Source organism: Winogradskya humida (genome assembly GCF_016862215.1).
Classification (GTDB): Bacteria; Actinomycetota; Actinomycetes; order Mycobacteriales; family Micromonosporaceae; genus Actinoplanes; species Actinoplanes humidus.
Genome location: NZ_BOMN01000147.1, coordinates 1 through 15,872, shown reverse-complemented (window position 1 = coordinate 15,872; position 15,872 = coordinate 1). Strand labels below are relative to the sequence as shown.

At 69.0% G+C, this 15,872-nt stretch carries 16 protein-coding genes; 11 read left to right on the top strand and 5 right to left on the bottom strand.

The window, feature by feature from the left end; translation table 11 throughout:
• Positions 1-12: 12 nt before the first annotated feature.
• From Ahu01nite_RS48075 to Ahu01nite_RS48065, 3 genes are read left to right on the top strand one after another with little or no spacing between them, the layout of a single operon-like run.
• Entirely contained in the window at positions 13-768 is a 756-nt protein-coding gene (locus Ahu01nite_RS48075; protein WP_203843474.1) for an amino acid ABC transporter permease, read from the top strand.
• The gene (locus tag Ahu01nite_RS48070; RefSeq protein ID WP_203843473.1) at positions 765-1,520 is read left to right on the top strand and encodes an amino acid ABC transporter ATP-binding protein; all 756 of its coding nucleotides are present in this window, start codon (positions 765-767) and stop codon (positions 1,518-1,520) included. Before Ahu01nite_RS48075 ends, Ahu01nite_RS48070 begins: the two co-directional genes overlap by 4 nt.
• On the top strand, positions 1,517-2,965 hold the full coding sequence (locus Ahu01nite_RS48065; protein WP_203843472.1) for an MFS transporter: 1,449 nt from the start codon (positions 1,517-1,519) through the stop codon (positions 2,963-2,965). The genes Ahu01nite_RS48070 and Ahu01nite_RS48065 overlap by 4 nt, the downstream gene beginning before the upstream one ends.
• A gap of 288 nt (positions 2,966-3,253) precedes the next feature.
• On the opposite strand, the gene Ahu01nite_RS48060 is transcribed toward Ahu01nite_RS48065, so the two are convergent.
• Positions 3,254-3,901: an LLM class flavin-dependent oxidoreductase gene (locus Ahu01nite_RS48060; RefSeq protein ID WP_275411850.1), complete on the bottom strand. Its 648-nt coding sequence runs from the start codon at positions 3,899-3,901 to the stop codon at positions 3,254-3,256.
• A 42-nt stretch (positions 3,902-3,943) separates the two neighbouring features.
• On the opposite strand from Ahu01nite_RS48060, the gene Ahu01nite_RS48055 reads away from it, so the two are divergent.
• From Ahu01nite_RS48055 to Ahu01nite_RS48025, 7 genes are all read left to right on the top strand, one after another.
• Complete coding sequence (locus tag Ahu01nite_RS48055) at positions 3,944-4,540, top strand: class I SAM-dependent methyltransferase (RefSeq protein WP_239159748.1); 597 nt, start codon at positions 3,944-3,946, stop codon at positions 4,538-4,540.
• A 442-nt stretch (positions 4,541-4,982) separates the two neighbouring features.
• Positions 4,983-5,939: an ABC transporter substrate-binding protein gene (locus tag Ahu01nite_RS48050; RefSeq protein WP_203843514.1), complete on the top strand. Its 957-nt coding sequence runs from the start codon at positions 4,983-4,985 to the stop codon at positions 5,937-5,939.
• Positions 5,940-6,123: 184 nt separating this feature from the next.
• A complete protein-coding gene (locus Ahu01nite_RS48045; protein WP_203843470.1) occupies positions 6,124-8,628 on the top strand; it encodes a sensor histidine kinase in 2,505 nt (834 codons plus the stop codon).
• 31 nt (positions 8,629-8,659) lie between these two features.
• On the top strand, positions 8,660-9,085 hold the full coding sequence (locus Ahu01nite_RS48040) for a roadblock/LC7 domain-containing protein (RefSeq protein ID WP_203843469.1): 426 nt from the start codon (positions 8,660-8,662) through the stop codon (positions 9,083-9,085).
• 119 nt (positions 9,086-9,204) lie between these two features.
• The gene (locus tag Ahu01nite_RS48035) at positions 9,205-9,516 is read left to right on the top strand and encodes a DUF742 domain-containing protein (protein WP_239159746.1); all 312 of its coding nucleotides are present in this window, start codon (positions 9,205-9,207) and stop codon (positions 9,514-9,516) included.
• Positions 9,500-10,102 carry a GTP-binding protein gene (locus Ahu01nite_RS48030; protein ID WP_239159745.1) on the top strand — a complete coding sequence of 201 codons (603 nt, stop codon included), beginning with the start codon at positions 9,500-9,502 and terminating at the stop codon, positions 10,100-10,102. Before Ahu01nite_RS48035 ends, Ahu01nite_RS48030 begins: the two co-directional genes overlap by 17 nt.
• 20 nt (positions 10,103-10,122) lie before the next feature.
• The gene (locus tag Ahu01nite_RS48025) at positions 10,123-11,079 is read left to right on the top strand and encodes an ABC transporter substrate-binding protein (RefSeq protein WP_203843467.1); all 957 of its coding nucleotides are present in this window, start codon (positions 10,123-10,125) and stop codon (positions 11,077-11,079) included.
• Here the strand turns inward: Ahu01nite_RS48025 and Ahu01nite_RS48020 are convergent.
• From Ahu01nite_RS48020 to Ahu01nite_RS48010, 3 genes are all read right to left on the bottom strand, one after another.
• Positions 11,076-12,011 (bottom strand): hypothetical protein, encoded by a 936-nt coding sequence (locus Ahu01nite_RS48020; RefSeq protein WP_203843466.1) that lies wholly within the window; start codon positions 12,009-12,011, stop codon positions 11,076-11,078. The two genes, Ahu01nite_RS48025 and Ahu01nite_RS48020, sit on opposite strands and share 4 nt — an antisense overlap.
• Before the next feature lie 11 nt (positions 12,012-12,022).
• Entirely contained in the window at positions 12,023-13,105 is a 1,083-nt protein-coding gene (locus Ahu01nite_RS48015) for a YibE/F family protein (RefSeq protein WP_239159762.1), read from the bottom strand.
• A 149-nt stretch (positions 13,106-13,254) separates the two neighbouring features.
• Positions 13,255-14,088 (bottom strand): GDSL-type esterase/lipase family protein, encoded by an 834-nt coding sequence (locus tag Ahu01nite_RS48010; protein ID WP_239159744.1) that lies wholly within the window; start codon positions 14,086-14,088, stop codon positions 13,255-13,257.
• Positions 14,089-14,210: 122 nt separating this feature from the next.
• Between Ahu01nite_RS48010 and Ahu01nite_RS48005 the strand changes: the two genes are divergently transcribed.
• Complete coding sequence (locus tag Ahu01nite_RS48005) at positions 14,211-15,191, top strand: S66 peptidase family protein (RefSeq protein ID WP_203843464.1); 981 nt, start codon at positions 14,211-14,213, stop codon at positions 15,189-15,191.
• Between the two features lie 73 nt (positions 15,192-15,264).
• On the opposite strand, the gene Ahu01nite_RS48000 is transcribed toward Ahu01nite_RS48005, so the two are convergent.
• A complete protein-coding gene (locus Ahu01nite_RS48000) occupies positions 15,265-15,774 on the bottom strand; it encodes a hypothetical protein (protein WP_203843463.1) in 510 nt (169 codons plus the stop codon).
• Positions 15,775-15,872: the final 98 nt, after the last annotated feature.

Here is a 15,872-nt window from a genome sequence, read left to right as displayed (position 1 = left end):
AGGAAGACGTCCGTGGACACCCTGACCCAGATCTGGGACACCTTTTTCGACTGGCCCTCCATGCGCGAGGCGCTGCCGGAGATGCTCACCGTCGGCCTGCCGAACACGCTGATCCTGGCGCTGGCCTCGGCCATCCTGGGCACCCTGATCGGGTTGCTGCTGGCGGTGGCCGGCATCTCGCAGACGCGCTGGCTGCGCTGGCCGGCCCGGGTCTACACGGACGTCTTCCGCGGGCTGCCCGTGGTGGTGACGATCCTGCTCATCGGGGTGGGGCTGGCGCCGCTCGCGCTCGAATTGTGGGGCACCAACCCCTATCCGCTGGGCATTCTGGCGCTCGGACTGGTCGCCGGGGCGTACATCGGGGAGATCTTCCGCTCCGGGATCCAGAGTGTGGACCGCGGTCAGCTGGAGGCGACCCGGGCGCTGGGGTTCTCGTATTTCACGGCGATGCGACTGGTCGTCATCCCGCAGGGCATCCGGCGGGTGCTGCCGGCCCTGGTCAACCAGTTCATCGCCCTGGTCAAGGATTCCAGCCTGGTCTACTTCCTCGGCCTGCTGGCCAGCCAGCGGGAGCTGTTCCGGATCGGCCAGGACTACGCGGCGAACACCGGCAACGAGTCGGCGCTGCTGCTCGCCGGGCTGTTCTACCTCGTGCTGACCGTCCCGCTGACGCACCTGGTGAACTTCATCGACAACCGCCTGCGGTCCGGCCGCCCCGAGGCCGTCCAGGAAGCCGACCCCGAGCTCAGTGAGGTAGCACCCCGATGAGCACGACGACCTCATGGAAGACCGCCGACCCGGTGCACCTCGAGGTGCGCGATCTGCACCTGGCCTTCGGCGCCAACAAGGTCCTGCGCGGCGTCGACCTCGACATCCCCAGTGGACAGAGCGTCTGTGTCATCGGGCCGTCCGGGTCGGGCAAGTCGACCCTGCTGCGTACGGTGAACAGGCTGATCGAGCCCGACAGCGGCGAGGTCCTGCTCGACGGCGAGAACACGCTCACCTGGAACCCCGATCAGCTGCGCCGGCGGGTGGGGATGGTGTTCCAGCAGTTCAACCTGTTCCCGCACAAGACCGTCCTGCAGAACATCACCCTGGCGCTGCGCAAGCTCAAGGGCCTGTCCGCCGACGAGGCGAACGAGGTGGCCCTGGGCCAGCTCGACATCGTGGGCCTGCGGGACAAGGCCGGACGGCGCCCCGGGAACCTCTCCGGCGGCCAGCAGCAGCGGGTGGCCATCGCCCGGGCGCTCGCGATGTCGCCGCGCGCGATGCTGTTCGACGAGGTGACCTCGGCGCTCGACCCGGAGCTGGTCAAGGGCATCCTCGCGCTGCTGGCCGATCTCGCCGCGCAGGGCATGACGATGGTGGTCGTGACCCACGAGATGGGCTTCGCCCGTCGCGTCGCCGGCAAGGTGGCATTCATGGACGGCGGCGTGGTCGTCGAGGCCGGCCCGCCGGAGCAGATCTTCGACTCCCCCACCAGCCCGCGCCTGCAGCAGTTCCTGTCCCAGGTGCTGTGACGCACGACCGGCCGCCAGGCGCGAGATCCACCCTCGCCCTCTGCCTGGCGGCCGCGTTCACCACCCTGCTCGACCAGTCGGTCCTCAACACCGCCCTGCCCGCGATCCGGTCGTCGCTCGACGCCGGTCCCGCGACGCTGCAATGGATCATCGCCGGCTACTCCCTGACGTTCGGTCTCGCGCTGATCCCTGCCGGGCGCCTGGGCGACGCGTACGGCCGCAAGTGGCTCTTCATCGCCGGGATGGGCGTCTTCTGCCTCGGCAGCGTGCTCGGCGGCACCGCCACGCAGGACTGGGTCGTCGCGGTCGCCCGGCTGCTACAAGGAGTCGGCGCCGGCACGGTGAACCCGCAGGTCCTGGGCCTGATCCAGCAGCACTTCACCGGCCGGGAGCGCACCCGGGCGCTCGGCGCCTACGCCACGGTCGGGGGCATCGCCGGGGTCATCGGTCCCCTTGTCGGCGGCACCCTGCTCAGCGGACTCGGCGGGATCGGCGGGCTCGGCGGGGCTGACGGCTGGCGCTGGGTGCTGCTGGCGAGCCTGCCGTTCGGCCTGCTGACGATCCCCGCGGCGATCGTGTGGCTGCCGCAGTCACGGCCGGTCACGGCACGCCGGGTCAGCCTGGACCTGCCCGGGATCGGGTTGCTGGCGCTGGCGACGATCTGCCTGCTGCTGCCGTTCGTGCTGCCCGCCGGCCAGGGACCGCCCCGGGCGCTCTGGCTGCTCGCGCTGCCCCCGCTCCTGGCCCTGCTCATCTTCTGGGAACGCCGGTACACGGGGCTCGGGCGTACGCCCATCCTGCTCCCGGCCCTGACCCGGTCCCGCAGCTTCACCCTGGGCACCCTCGTGGCCATGTTCCAGTTCGGCTCGTCGCTGTCCGCCTCGCTGGCGCTGACCCTGTTCCTGCAGGACGGTCTCGGCTGGACCCCGCTGCGCGCCGCCCTCGTCACGCTCCCCAGCGCCCTCGGTTTCGCCGTGGCCTCGTCGCTGAGCTGGCGCGTGGTCAGCCGCTACGGCCGGATCAGCGTCGTCTGGGCGCTCGCCGGCTCACTGGCGACCCTCACCGGCACCGTGGCGGTGCTGCTGTGGGCACCGGAGCGGCACCTCGCGCTCGGGCTCACCCTGACCCAGCTGCTCCTGGGCATCACCAACGGCCTGATCATCTCCCCGAACCAGGCGCTCACCCTCGCCCACGCCCCGGCCGGCGCAGCCGGGCTCGCCGCCGGATTCCTCCAGGTCTCCCAGCGCATCTCCGCGACCGTGTGCACCGCCGCCGTCGCGGACCTCGCCCTCTCCGCAGCCACGGGCGTCACCCGGACGTCAGCGGCGTACGGCCTGACGGTCTGCTGCGCGATGCTCGCCCTCTCGGCGACGTTCGCAGCCCTCGACACCCGTCAGCCGGGCCCGCTGCCCCTCACCCCGCCCGTGCACCAGAAAGCCCGCTGACCGCACGACAGGCCCGGACCGCGAACGACGCGCAGTTGCCCCACCGGGCACGGCAGCCTGCTCGTCACTGTCACCCATTACGACGTCGGCGGAGACCGAGATGTGGGGCCGGTCCAGCTCGGCGGAGGGCACAAACGCGGCACGGTACGCGTCCACGGCGTCGATCACCGTGCTCGGACTGCGGTGGTACCCGGCGACGAACCGCAGCCCCCGCTCCCCCGCCACCGTCGCACTGGACCCGCCCGAGGCACCGAGGATCCACACCTGCACCGCCGCGCCCTCCCCGGGTTACGCGTGGACCGCCACCCCGCCCGGCGACACGTACGTGCCCGCCAGCAACGCGAGGATGTCGCTGACCTGTGACTCGTAATCGGGGGTGTACGCGCCCGGCTGCTGCAACAGGTCGAGCAGCGCGGCGACCTTGGTGCGCGAGGTCGCCAGGAGCTTGGTGACGTCGTACTGCTTGGGCAGCAGCAACCCGTTCCCGGCGCGCTGCTCGACGGTGTGGGAGCCGGTTCCGCCCCTTACGGCGTACGCTGCGGCTGCTGCTTCTGCTTCGGGCTTTTCTTTCTGCCGCCCGAACGACCGGCCAAGACCGAGATCCAGCCGCCCCGGGTACGCCGCATCGAGCAGCCCGGACTCCTCCACCGTGGCCAGCGGCTGCCGATGCCCGAGCTGAACCCCTGCCGACCCGATCCGGATGGTGCTGGTGGCCCCCGCGACCAGCGAGATGGACACCGCCGGGGACGCGCCCAGCACCCCGGGGTTGAGATGATGCTCGGCGAACCAGTAGCGCTGACACCCGAAGCGCTCGGCCTGCTGAGCCAGATCGATGACGTTGCGCACAGCCGTCACGGTGCTGTCGCCACTGCTGCGCGGGATGAGATCCAGAACTGACAACGGTGTTGTGGCGCCGACTAAACATACATAGCCCATGGGAATTGTGTGTTATGTGAACGACGCCCTGACGCCATTGTCGTGACCGAGGCCGTCCGCGACTACTACGGCTCGTCCAACCGGCGCGAGCTGGACCGGCTCGAGACCCCCGAGGGCCGCCTGGAGTTCCAGCTCACCACACGGCTGCTGCACCCGCACCTCCCCGCCACCGGCCGCGACCATCTGGCGCCGACCGGGGTGCATGAGATCGCCGAAGCCGACGCGCGCGACCTCACCCGCTGGCCCGGCGCGACGTTCGCCGCGACGCTGGCTCTCGGCCCGTTCTACCATCTCCCCGACCCCGAGGACCGCAGCCGGGCCCTGAGCGAGATCATCCGGGTCACCGCCCCCGGCGGCCTGGTCGCCATCGCCCTGATCCCGCGGTTCACCCTGCTCCGGCGCACGCTGACGATCCCCGACGAACGCGCCCGCCTGACCGACCTCGCATTCGTTGATGCGCTGCTGACCCGCGGGGCGTACAGCAACCCGCATCCCGGCCGTTTCACCTCGGCCTCCTCGCCCGCACGGCGACAGAGCCCAGCCTCCTCGGCACCGCCGGGCATCTGCTCTACATCGGTCGCACACCCTCCTGACCGTCTCTCTCTGTCAGGTTTCGCCGGGGGTCCGCGGGGCCGGTGACGATCGTGTTGCGGATCTTTATTTCAAGATCTTTTAGGCTGACTCATCGTGACCGGGTGGGGACCGTGTGGAAATCATCCCGTGTCCGCGATGTGGACGGTGCGATCACACCTCGCATTGGGTATTTGCGCACGCAGAGATGCCTCCTTTGTGTTCCGGGCTGATATCCGGAAAAGTAACCTGGCGATTTCGTCATGAGTAAATCCCTCCGGGACATGATCACTGAGGGCGATGATCCTTGGTGGACCAGCCGGAGTCAGGTCGCCCGAAGGTCGGCGATGAGTGACGCAATAGTTATTGCGCTCTGGTAAAACTCTGTCCGGCCCATTGACCGTATCGGTGCGTCACCACAATCCTATGGCGGCGGTCGGCGCCCTCACCGCCATGGGCGGTGAGTGGCGGCAGTGCATCATCTGGAGGGAATTCCTTGACGAGATTCGCAATGCCGTTCCGCCTCGCCGCGGTAACCGTGGCGCTCGGGATGGCGGTGGCCGGTTGTGGCGGTGCGTCGTCCGATGCCGGAACGGATGAGAAGGCGGCGGGGTCGAAGGGCACCGTCAAACTCGCGATCAACCCGTGGGTCGGCTATGAGGCGAATGCCGCCGTTCTCGGATATCTGCTCGAGCACGAGCTGGGCTACACCGTGGACAAGAAGTCGCTCAAGGAGGAGATCTCCTGGCAGGGCTTCGAGACCGGTGAGGTCGACGCCGTCGTGGAGAACTGGGGCCACGACGATCTGAAGAAGACGTACATCGAGGAGAAGAAGGTCGCGGTCGACCTCGGAGCGACCGGCAACAAGGGCGTGATCGGCTGGTACGTCCCGCAGTGGATGGTCGAGAAGTACCCCGACATCACCGACGGCGCCAACCTGAACAAGTACGCCGACCTGTTCAAGACCTCGGAGTCCGGCGGCAAGGGGCAGCTCCTGGACGGTGACCCCTCGTTCGTCACGAACGACGCGGCGCTGGTGGAGAACCTGAAGCTGAACTACAAGGTCGTGTACTCCGGCAGCGAGGCCGCATTGATCAAGGCCGCCCAGCAGGCGACCGCGCAGAAAAAGCCGCTGTTGTTCTACTTCTACGAGCCGCAGTGGCTGTTCTCGAAAGAGAAGTACGCGCGGGTGAAGCTGCCGGCATACACCGCGGGCTGCGACGCGGATCCGAAGAAGATCGCCTGCGACTACCCGGACTATACGCTCGACAAGATCGTCAGTAAGAAATTCGCGGACTCCGACAGTACCGCGTTCAAGCTGATCAAGAACTTCACCTGGACCAACGATGATCAGAACCTGGTTTCCGATTACATCACCAACCAGGGCATGACGGCGGAAGCGGCCGGCGAGAAATGGGTCAAGGAGCACGAGGCGACCTGGAAGCCGTGGATCCCCGCCGCGAGCTGAGCTACTGAGAATCACCGCTCCGCGGACGTCGATCCGGCGTCCGCGGGGCCTGCTTCGAAGACCCCGTCCGGGTAGAAAATTCGTACATCGCGGACCGCCCCGGTCAAATCATGGCGATGTCTGGAACCCTCGGCCACGCATCAGACACATATTCGACAGAGCTAGAGGTTGCGAGTCCGCCCCGATGAAGATTCCGCGCCCACGCCAAGCCACCGAAGATTCCGGCCTCCCCGTCACCCGGGCCGAGGACATCCCCGCGCCGCCCACACCCACCACCGGCCGGTCCGGTGGCACGATCCGCCGCCGGGTGGTCCGCACCCTGGCCCTGCCCGTCGTCGCCGTCCTGGTGCTGCTCGGCGTCATCAGCGTCATCGAGATCGACAACTACCGCAACGCCGACGCCTCCGCGAAGGCCGTCACCCTGGTCCTCGCGGTGCAGGACCTCGTCCAGGAGCTGCAGACCGAGCGTGGCCTCACCGCCGGCCTGCTCGGCGGCAACGTCGGTTTCCGTTCCGAGCTGGGCCCCGCCCGCAAACGCGTCGACGACCGGCGTGCCGGGGTCGAGAAGCTGATCGCGAGCGGGGGCACCACCCAGGACCGGGTGGCCCGGGCCGTACGCGAGCTGGACGGCCTCGCCGGCGTCCGGGCCGGCACCGACGCCGGAGCCGCCGACCGGGCACCCACCTTCACGTTCTACACAGGACGCATCGCCGAGCTGAGCAGCGTCGACTACGGCCTGGACAGCTCCGCCGACCCGGCCCTGCGCCGCGGGGTCAACGCCCTCGAGGCGCTCGGCGACGCCAAGGAGAGCACCGCCCAGGAGCGCGCGTTCCTCAACGGCGTCTTCTCCGCGGGCGGTTTCCGCTCCGGCGAGTTCCTGCAGTTCGTCACCATGCGCGCGGCCAAGGACGACGCCCTCACGGCGTTCACCCGGTACGCCACCGACACCCAGCGCACCGCGAAGGACTACGTTCTCGGCACCGGTCCCGCCCAGGTCGCCGCGTACTTCGAACAGGTCGCGCTGAACGCCGGTGACGGGCGCAACCTGCAGCTCAACCCGCAGTCCTGGTGGTCGGCGCAGACCACCGTCCTCGACGACATGCGCCAGCTGCAGCAGCACGTCGGCTCGGTCATCCAGGACCGGGCGGGCACCCTGCAGTCCGACGCCGCCCGGCGGATGGGCATCCTGCTCGGTGCCGTGCTCATCTGCGTTCTCGGCTCGGTCTACCTGGCCACGGTGGCGTCCCGGTCGATCGCGTCGCCGCTGGCCACCCTCGCCGCGGAGGCCAACCGGCTGGCGGGTGAGCGGCTGCCGGCGGCGGTGCGTACGGCCATCGCCGGTGACGACCGCACGCCACCCCCCGCCGTGGCTGTGCCCGCCCGCTCCAGCGACGAGGTCCGCCTGGTCGCCGACGCACTCGACCGGGTGCAGGCCACCGCGTACTCGCTCGCCACCGAGCAGGCGATGCTGCGGCACAGCACCACGGAGTCGCTGGCCAACCTCGGCCGGCGCAACCAGAACCTGCTGCGCCGCCAGCTCGGCTTCATCACCACCCTGGAACGGGAGGAGTCGGACCCGGCCGGGCTCGCGAACCTCTTCGAGCTCGACCACCTCGCCACCCGCATGCGCCGCAACGCCGAGAGCCTGCTCGTGCTCGTCGGCGCGGCCAGCCCCCGGCAGTGGTCGGACCCGCTGCCGATCGCGGACGTCATCCGCGCCGCGGTCTCCGAGGTCGAGGAGTACCGCCGGGTCGCGCTGCGCCGCGTCGACGAGGCCCTGGTCGCCGGCGCCGTGGTCAGCGGCATCGCGCACATGCTCGCCGAGCTGGTCGAGAACGGCCTGGTCTTCTCGCCGCCCGACGCCGACGTCGAGATCCAGGGACGCCGGATCGGGGACAGTTATCTGATCGCGATCACCGACCAGGGTGTCGGCATGAGCAGGGACGACCTCGAGATCGCGAACCAGCGGCTGCGGGGCGAGGGCGACTTCATCACGGCGCCCACCCGCTTCCTCGGTCACTACGTGGTCGGCCGGCTCGCCACCGACATGGACATCGACGTGCAGCTCGCGCCGTCCCCGGTGACCGGCGTGACCGCGCGGATCGTGCTCCCGCCGAGCCTGCTGGCCGGTCAGCCGGCCGTCGGCGCACCGGAACGCGGCACCCAGCGGATCGCCGAACCCCGCCGCATGGCCGAACCCCGGATGGCCGAACCCCGCATTGCCGAACCCCGCCGCCCGGAGCCCGCCCGCGAGCTGGCCTCGGTGGCCGACAGCCAGGCGGTGGCCGACACGCAGGCGGTGGCCGACACGCAGGTCGTCACCATGACGCCTGTCGAGCAGCCGGTGTCCACGGACAGCCGGATCAGGCCGGCCACCATCGAGTTCGTGCCCATGACCGGCAGCCCGGCGGCGCTGCGGCAGGGCCCGGAGAACACCCTCGGGATGGATATGTACACGTTCGAGCGGCCCGCCGACGACGCCGACCGCACCCCCAACGGCCTGCGCAAACGCGCACCACGCGCCCGCAAGCAGGCCAACTCCGGCACCGAACGCTCCGCGGCCACGGCCCCCACCCGTACCGCGGAACGGCCCGCCCCCGTCAGCGCCTCACCGGACGACGTACGCGCCAGGCTCACCGCCTTCCGCAGCGGCGTCCAGCGCGGAAGCACCTCCGCTGACCAGTCCTGACCCGCCCCCACCTGCGACGAGGCCGAGAACTATGAGCGTTGACACGTCCGCCGACCGGCACCAGTTCAACTGGCTGCTGGGCAACTTCGTCCACCAGACCGACGGCGTCCGCGACGCGGTGGCGGTCTCCTCCGACGGGCTGCTCATCGCCGCCTCCGACGGGCTGGCCCGCGCCGAGGCCGACCACCTGGCCGCGATCGTCTCCAGCCTGGCGAGCGTGGCGCGCAGTGCGTCGCGCCGCTACGACTTCGACGGGCTGAAGCTCATCATGATCGAGATGCAGCGCGGATTCCTACTGGTCTCGGTGATCTCGGGCGGCAGCTGCCTCGGTGTCGTGGCGGGCGGTGACAGCGACGTGGGCCTGATCGGCTACGAGATATCGCTGCTCGCCGAGCGGTTCGGCACGCTGCTCACCCCGGCGCTGATCTCCGAGTCCCGGCAATACCTGCCGCGATGAGCCACCGGGGCGAGTGGGGACCGGACCCCCGCATGATCCCGTACGCGGAACCGGCTGCTCCCGCGCGTACCGAAAAGGAAACGCCGCGGCAGGTCCCGGAGCCCGCGGATGATCCCGTCGTGCGCCCTTTCATGCTCACCGGCGGCCGGACCCGGCCGCTGCACGACGGACTGCGGATCGAGACCCTCCTGCAGGCGGCGCCGGCCGCCCTGTCCGCCCCCCTGCGGTTCGAGGCCCGGCACATCATCGAGCTGTGCCAGGCACCGATGTCGGTCGCCGACCTGGCGGTGGCCCTCAAGGTGCCGCTCGGGGTGATCCGGGTGATCGTCGCCGATCTCGTCACCGAGGGCTACCTGCGCATCGAGCAGCAGCTCGGCGAGCTGCCCATCGCATTGATCGAAAGGATCAGGGACCGTGTACGGGCTCTCTAACGAGGCTGAACGGCTGGCACCCGTCGCCGTCAAGATCGTCATCAGCGGTGGTTTCGGCGTCGGCAAGACCACGTTCGTCGGCGCGATCTCCGAGATCGAGCCGCTGGTCACCGAGGCCGAGATGACCGAGCGGTCGATCGGCATCGACGACACGTCCGCGGTGTCCGGCAAGACCACCACCACGGTCGCGCTCGACTTCGGACGCATCACCCTGGACGACGCCCTTCTTCTCTATCTTTTCGGTACGCCCGGACAGGACCGTTTCGCGTTCCTCTGGGACGACCTCGTCGACGGTGCCCTCGGCGCGATCGTGCTGCTCGACACCCGCCGCGTCGAGGACTGCTTCGCCGCGATCGACTATTTCGAGGAACATGAGATCCCGTTCCTGATCGGGGTCAACACGTTCGAGGGCTCGCGCCGCTTCGACCTGGAAGAGGTCCGCGACGCCCTCGGCATCGACAGCGACGTCCCGATCCTCGAATGCGACGCGCGCCGCCGCGAGTCGGTCAAGAACCTCCTGGTCGCCCTCACCGAAGAGGTCCTCACGAAACGGCTGAGCCGGGAACGGCCGGTCCCGACGTGGTGATACTTGAGAAACGGAATTCAATGCGCCGGCTGTACAAGCTCACCGCCCTGCTGAGCACCATCACCCTCGCCGCCTGCGGTGGTTCCACGACGGCGATCACCGCCCCGCCCGGCGTGACCCGCACCGACTGCGGCACCGTGTCCATCGCGGTCAACCCGTGGGTCGGCTACGAGGCGAACGTCGCCGTGGTCAGCTATCTGCTCAAACAGGAGCTCGGCTGCACGGTCGTCGAGAAGGACCTCACCGAGGACGCCTCGTGGGAGGGCCTCGCCAGCGGCGACGTCGACGTCATCCTGGAGAACTGGGGCCACGACGACCTCAAGAAGACCTACATCGACGACAAGAAGGTCGCCGTCGAGCAGGGCCTCACCGGCAACAAGGGCGTCATCGGCTGGTACGTGCCACCGTGGATGGCCGAGGAACACCCCGACATCGTCAAATGGAAGAACCTCAACGAGTACGCCGAGCTGTTCCGCACTGCGAAGTCCGGCGGCAAGGGCCAGCTCCTCGGCGGCGACCCGTCCTTCGTCACCAACGACGCCGCCCTCATCAAGAACCTCAAGCTCGACTACTCCGTCGTCTACGCGGGCAGCGAGGACGCGCTCATCGCCGCGTTCAAGAAGGCCGAGGCGAGCAAGGAGCCGCTGATCGGCTACTTCTACACCCCGCAATGGCTGCTCTCCGAGGTCAAACTCGTCCACATCCCGCTGCCGCTCTACAAACCCGGCTGCGACGCCGACCCCAAAACGGTCGCCTGCGACTATCAGCCGTACGACCTCGACAAGATCGCCCGCAAGCGGTTCGTCGACTCCGGCAGCCCCGCGGCCGACCTCGTCAAGAATTTCACCTGGACCAACGACGACCAGAACCAGGTAGCCCGCGACATCACCGTCAAGAAGATGAGCCGCGACGAGGCCGCCAAACGCTGGCTCGACGGCCACCGCCCCGACTGGCAGAAATGGCTCCCGGCGCGTTAACTCGGCTTCATCGTCCAGGTGCCGTCCGCCTCGATGGCGATGGCGACGGTCCCGCGGGGGATCATGACCTCGCCCGTGTATTTGCCGATCTCGTTGACCATGAGGTCGGGGTTGTCGCCGTACGCGTACACGGCGAAGTTGGACTCGCCCTTGTGGGTCAGCTTCGCCGTGGTCAGACCGTCGTCGGCGCCGGGGGCCAGCGTCAGCACCGCCGGGCCCTTGCCGGAGGTCTTGGTGGGCCAGACCGGCGCCTTCTCCAGCACCTTGACCACGACCTTCCAGGAACCGTCGGCCTCTACCCGCAGCGACGTCGGATCGTCGTCGAAGTCGAGGGGGCGGGCGCCCGAATACTTACCGACGGCGTTGACGACCAGGTCGAGCTCCTCGCCGCCTTCGCCCAGCGACCAGACGGCGAAGTTGCTGCTGCCGGTGTGCGTGAACACCGCGAAGTGGGCGTAGTCGGCCGACAACGGCTTGAGTTTCACCACCTTCTCCCCGCGGCCCTGATAGGTGACGTCGGCCGGCAGCGTCGCGGGCTTGGACGGCACCTGGGTGGTCGGCTCCGCCTCTTCCGGTGCCGTCGTGGTCGTCGTCTTCGCCGGGGCCGGGGCGGGCGCGGGCGCCGCCGTGGTCTCGTCGCTGTTGCTGCCGACGACCAGGGCCACCACCGTCCCGCTGCCGCAGCACAACAGCAGCACGCCGACAACGACGGCGAGGATCAGGGCGAGCCGGTTGTCCCGGCCCAGCTGCCCAGAACCCTGTGCCTGCGACCCAGAACCCTGCGCCTGCGACCCAGAGCCCTGCGGCCCGGGACCCGACGGCCAAGGACCGGACGGCGCGGGACCGGACGGCGCGAGATCTGATGGGGCCGGGGCGGCGGAGGGCGGTGGGGGTGTGCCGGGACCGGGTTGGGCCGGGCCGGGGTAGACCATGGGGACTCCAGTCAATGACCGCCGCTGGACGGTCCACGAGGGACATTCACCGGACGCTCCGCGGGGTCGTAGCCGGCGACCAGGGCAGCCAGGGCCGTGGTGATCGGTACGGAGGCGACCAGGCCGATCGTACCGACCGCCGCACGAAGGATCTCCTGGGCCAGGAACTCGCTGGTCAGCAGCTCGGTGAGCGGTTGTGGGCTGACCGCGACCAGCAGCAACAGCGGCAGCGACGTCCCCGCGTAGGCGAGCACGATCGTGTTGACCGCCGAACCCACGTGCGCGCGCCCGATCCGGATCGCCGAGCGGTACAGCTCGCGGCGGCTCCGCGGACGGGCGGTGGCCAGCTCCGCGACGGTGACGGCCTGGGTGACGGTGACATCGTCGAGTACGCCGAGCGCACCGATGACGATGCCCGCGAGGAGCAGCCCGCGCAGGTCGATCGTCGCGTGCGTCGTGGACAGGTACAGGGTGTCGTCGCTGCTGATCCCGCTCAGGTGCATCGAGGCCGTGAACGCTGCCCCGAGCAGGCCGGTCACCACCAGGCTGGCGAGCGTGCCGGCGACCGCGACGGAGGTGTGCACGTTCACGCCGTGCGTCAGGTAGAGCGCCCCCAGCATGATCGCCGCCGAGCCGACCACGGCGATCAGCAGCGGCGGCGAGCCGTCCAGGATCCCGGGGATGACGAACCAGACCAGCACCGCGAAGCTGAGCGCGAGCCCCGCCAGCGACGCGAGCCCGTGCCACCGCCCGAAGACGAGCACCACGGCCACCGCCAGGGCGAGCAGCCACATCATCGGCGTCGACCGCTGATAATCCCGGTAGGTGTAGACCGCGACACCCGTGGCCGGGTCCTTCACCGAGTCGAGCACGATCCTGTCGCCCGCGCGCAGCGTGACGCCCTGCGGGGGCGCGAAAGCAACGGCGGCATCCCCCACCTGCGCGAACGCCCCACGCCCGTCGATCGAGACAACGGTGGCCGGCACCCGCGCGCCGGCGATCCCGGCCGCGTCCCGTGGTGCGGCGGCGGGCCACAGCAGGATCATCCCCACGATGGTCACCGCCGCCAGCGGCACAAGAACAAGGGTCACCATCCGACGGGTACGCCGTGACGCCGCCGGTCCGTGCGCATGCGCATGGGTGTGGGCGTGCCTACCGCGCCGGACGGCCTCCATGGCGGGCAGCGTAAACGCCCGGGATCAACATGCACCCATCCACATATGCGCAGTTCTTCACCCCTTCTTCACGCCAGATACGCGGCGAGCGGGATGTTCTGGGCGCGCACGGCGCCGGCTACGAGGACGGCGATCTGCTGAGCACCGTACGTTTCGAAGTGGGTGTGATCGTTGCAGAAGAACGCGCCGACCGTGCCGGAGCCGTAGTCACCGTTGTTCGGGCAGAATGCCCGCTGGTTGTAGAGATTGACGCTGAGCGTCTGCAGATCGATGACCGGGGCACCCGTGGCAGCACCGGCGGCAACGGTCTGCGTGACGAACCCGCGGTTCTTCACCGCGCTGCTTCCGGAACACGTGATCGCGGCAACCGCCGTGAGCAGCACCGGGTGCGCACCACGCGCGAGCGCCGCCTGCGCCATCGTCGTCATGAGCTGCTGATACCGCGCCGTACCGACATGCCGCGGGCAGGCGGTGTCCCCGTCGTTGATACCGAACTGGATGAACAGGTAGTCCCCGGCCTTCATCCCCGTACTCGCGTCCAGCATCGCCTGCCACCGCGACGAGTACGCCGTCGAGCTGAGCGTGCACTCCCCCGCGGAATTCTTGACGGAGGTCACGTTCCCCTCGTACATCCAGGTCTGAATGCTGCGCCCGCCGACGGCCCGGTTGTTGACCACGACCCCGCTCTTGAACAGCGGCGCGAACTGACTCCCCCAGCCGACGGGGCAGCTCGTGCCCGGGTTGGCCATCGTCGAATCCCCCGCCAGCCAGACCGTCGGCGACGCGGCTTCTATCTCCGATGAGGCCTGGGCCGCGCATTGTTGTTGGAAGGCCTCGGCGGGAGCGGTCAGCGAAAGCGGAATCATCAGGGCGATGACGGCAAGCAGGCGCGCTTTGTTCATGATCGTCTCCATCTGTCGGCTTTACTCCGTAATGTTGATACTCGTTAATCTCCTTGTAAAGATGGAAACGCTCCCACGGTAAATTCGTGGCGTGCTGCCGCGGGCGTCGGGACACTGCGTCGGTGACCGTTTCCGCCCTGCTCCGACCACGCGCCCTGCGGCCCGGTGATCTCGTGGTCATCGCCTCGCTGTCCTCACCGCTGCCCGCCGCCTACGAGCCCAACATCGACCGGACGGTGGTCATCCTCGAGCGAATGGGATTCCGCGTACGCCGGGCGCCGCTCCTCGAAGCGGAACGCCACCGCTGGTGGAGCGCCGCCACACCCGCGGAGATCGCCGCGGAGCTCAACGGCCTGCTACGCGACCCCGAGGTGCGCGCCATCGTCGCGAGCGACGGCGGCCAGACGGTGTTCGGCTACCTGGACCTGATCGACATCGACGCGATCCGCGCCGACCCCAAACCGATCATCGGCTACAGCGACATCTCCCTGCTGCACCTGGCCCTCCACGCCCGCACCGGCCTGGTCGGCTTCCACGCCGACATGGCCGTCCCCGGCTTCGGCCACGCCTGGCAGACCGCGCCGCCGGCCCGCCGAGCGGAACTTTCCCAGCTCTACTACCGACTGCTGACCAGCACCGACCCCCTCGGCCCCCTACCCACTTCGCCGACCTGGGAATGCTGGCGCCCCGGGCGCACCGAGGGCACGCTGATCGGCGGGGTGATCAACCGCATCGCCCTGGTGCAGGCCACGCCCTACGCCCTCCCCCTCAACCGCTTCAACGGCGCGATCCTGTTCTGGGAGGAGTTCGGCGGCCTGGCCTCATACGTCTGGAGCTACCTCCACGTCCTGCGCCACAGCGGCATCCTCGACCGCATCTCCGGCATGGTGGTCGGCACCCCCCGCGACATCCAGGGCCTCGACGCCTCTCCCACCCTGGCCGACATCGTCCTCGACGTCCTCGGCAACCGCCCCATCCCCGTCCTCGGCAACGTCGACATCGGACACGCGGGCCCCAACCTCCCCACGCCAGTCGGCATCAGGGCCGCCCTCGACGCCGGGCAGCGCACGTTGTCCCTGCTCGAACCGGCAGTCGGCCCCTGACCTTCCCCACGACATCACCCACGTGGTCATATTCCCGGCGCGTGCAGCCGCGACCAGGCTCACGCTCCGGGCGTTACTCCTCGAGCTGGCTTCTCGCCGTGCGGTTCGTTGCCGGTGGTGGCTCATTGATCAGCTCGATCAGCTCCGAGAGCAGCTTGCCCCAGTCGAGAAGATCATCGAGGCTCGGCGAGCCCATCACACCGTTCGGCGCGTCGATGGTGTTGTAGTGCTGGGGAAACATGCTCACCTCATCCCCGTACAGCGTCAGCAGCTCCTTCTCGCGCCACAGGACAACGTCGCGGGCGAGCTCGGCCATCTGCTTGCGTACCTCGAAGTGCGCCGCTTGCGCGAGCATGACGCGCTGGTGGGCATGCTCTCGACGGAGCCGGGTCTCCTGGCCCTCCAGGTCGAGATCCTGCACATCGCGCTGGTGTAACAGCTTCACGGCCTGAAGTTCAGAGTTCTGACTGCCGGTCAGCCTGGTTTTCGATCGATCAAACGCACCCTGGATCAGGGCGCCGCCCAAGCCACCGCCGACGAGGGTTCCTGCATACGCAATCCACTCGGGAATGGCCCCGGCCACAACCCTCTCTGACGGAAAGAGCCCGATGGTATCGCGGTTCTACCCTGTCGCCCGGCGTGAGCCGGAGGACCTGGAAGGACGACTAGTGCTGCGCCGCA

What these genes read in the sequence shown, in the direction of transcription:
- Ahu01nite_RS48045 (WP_203843470.1), top strand. Translation starts at nt 6,124, where the DNA reads ATGAAGATTCCGCGCCCACGCCAAGCCACCGAAGATTCCGGCCTCCCC.
- Ahu01nite_RS48060 (WP_275411850.1), bottom strand. Translation starts at nt 3,901, where the DNA reads ATGGGCTATGTATGTTTAGTCGGCGCCACAACACCGTTGTCAGTTCTG.
- Ahu01nite_RS48050 (WP_203843514.1), top strand. Translation starts at nt 4,983, where the DNA reads ATGCCGTTCCGCCTCGCCGCGGTAACCGTGGCGCTCGGGATGGCGGTG.
- Ahu01nite_RS48020 (WP_203843466.1), bottom strand. Translation starts at nt 12,011, where the DNA reads ATGGTCTACCCCGGCCCGGCCCAACCCGGTCCCGGCACACCCCCACCG.
- Ahu01nite_RS48070 (WP_203843473.1), top strand. Translation starts at nt 765, where the DNA reads ATGAGCACGACGACCTCATGGAAGACCGCCGACCCGGTGCACCTCGAG.
- Ahu01nite_RS48025 (WP_203843467.1), top strand. Translation starts at nt 10,123, where the DNA reads ATGCGCCGGCTGTACAAGCTCACCGCCCTGCTGAGCACCATCACCCTC.
- Ahu01nite_RS48040 (WP_203843469.1), top strand. Translation starts at nt 8,660, where the DNA reads ATGAGCGTTGACACGTCCGCCGACCGGCACCAGTTCAACTGGCTGCTG.
- Ahu01nite_RS48015 (WP_239159762.1), bottom strand. Translation starts at nt 13,105, where the DNA reads ATGGTGACCCTTGTTCTTGTGCCGCTGGCGGCGGTGACCATCGTGGGG.
- Ahu01nite_RS48010 (WP_239159744.1), bottom strand. Translation starts at nt 14,088, where the DNA reads ATGAACAAAGCGCGCCTGCTTGCCGTCATCGCCCTGATGATTCCGCTT.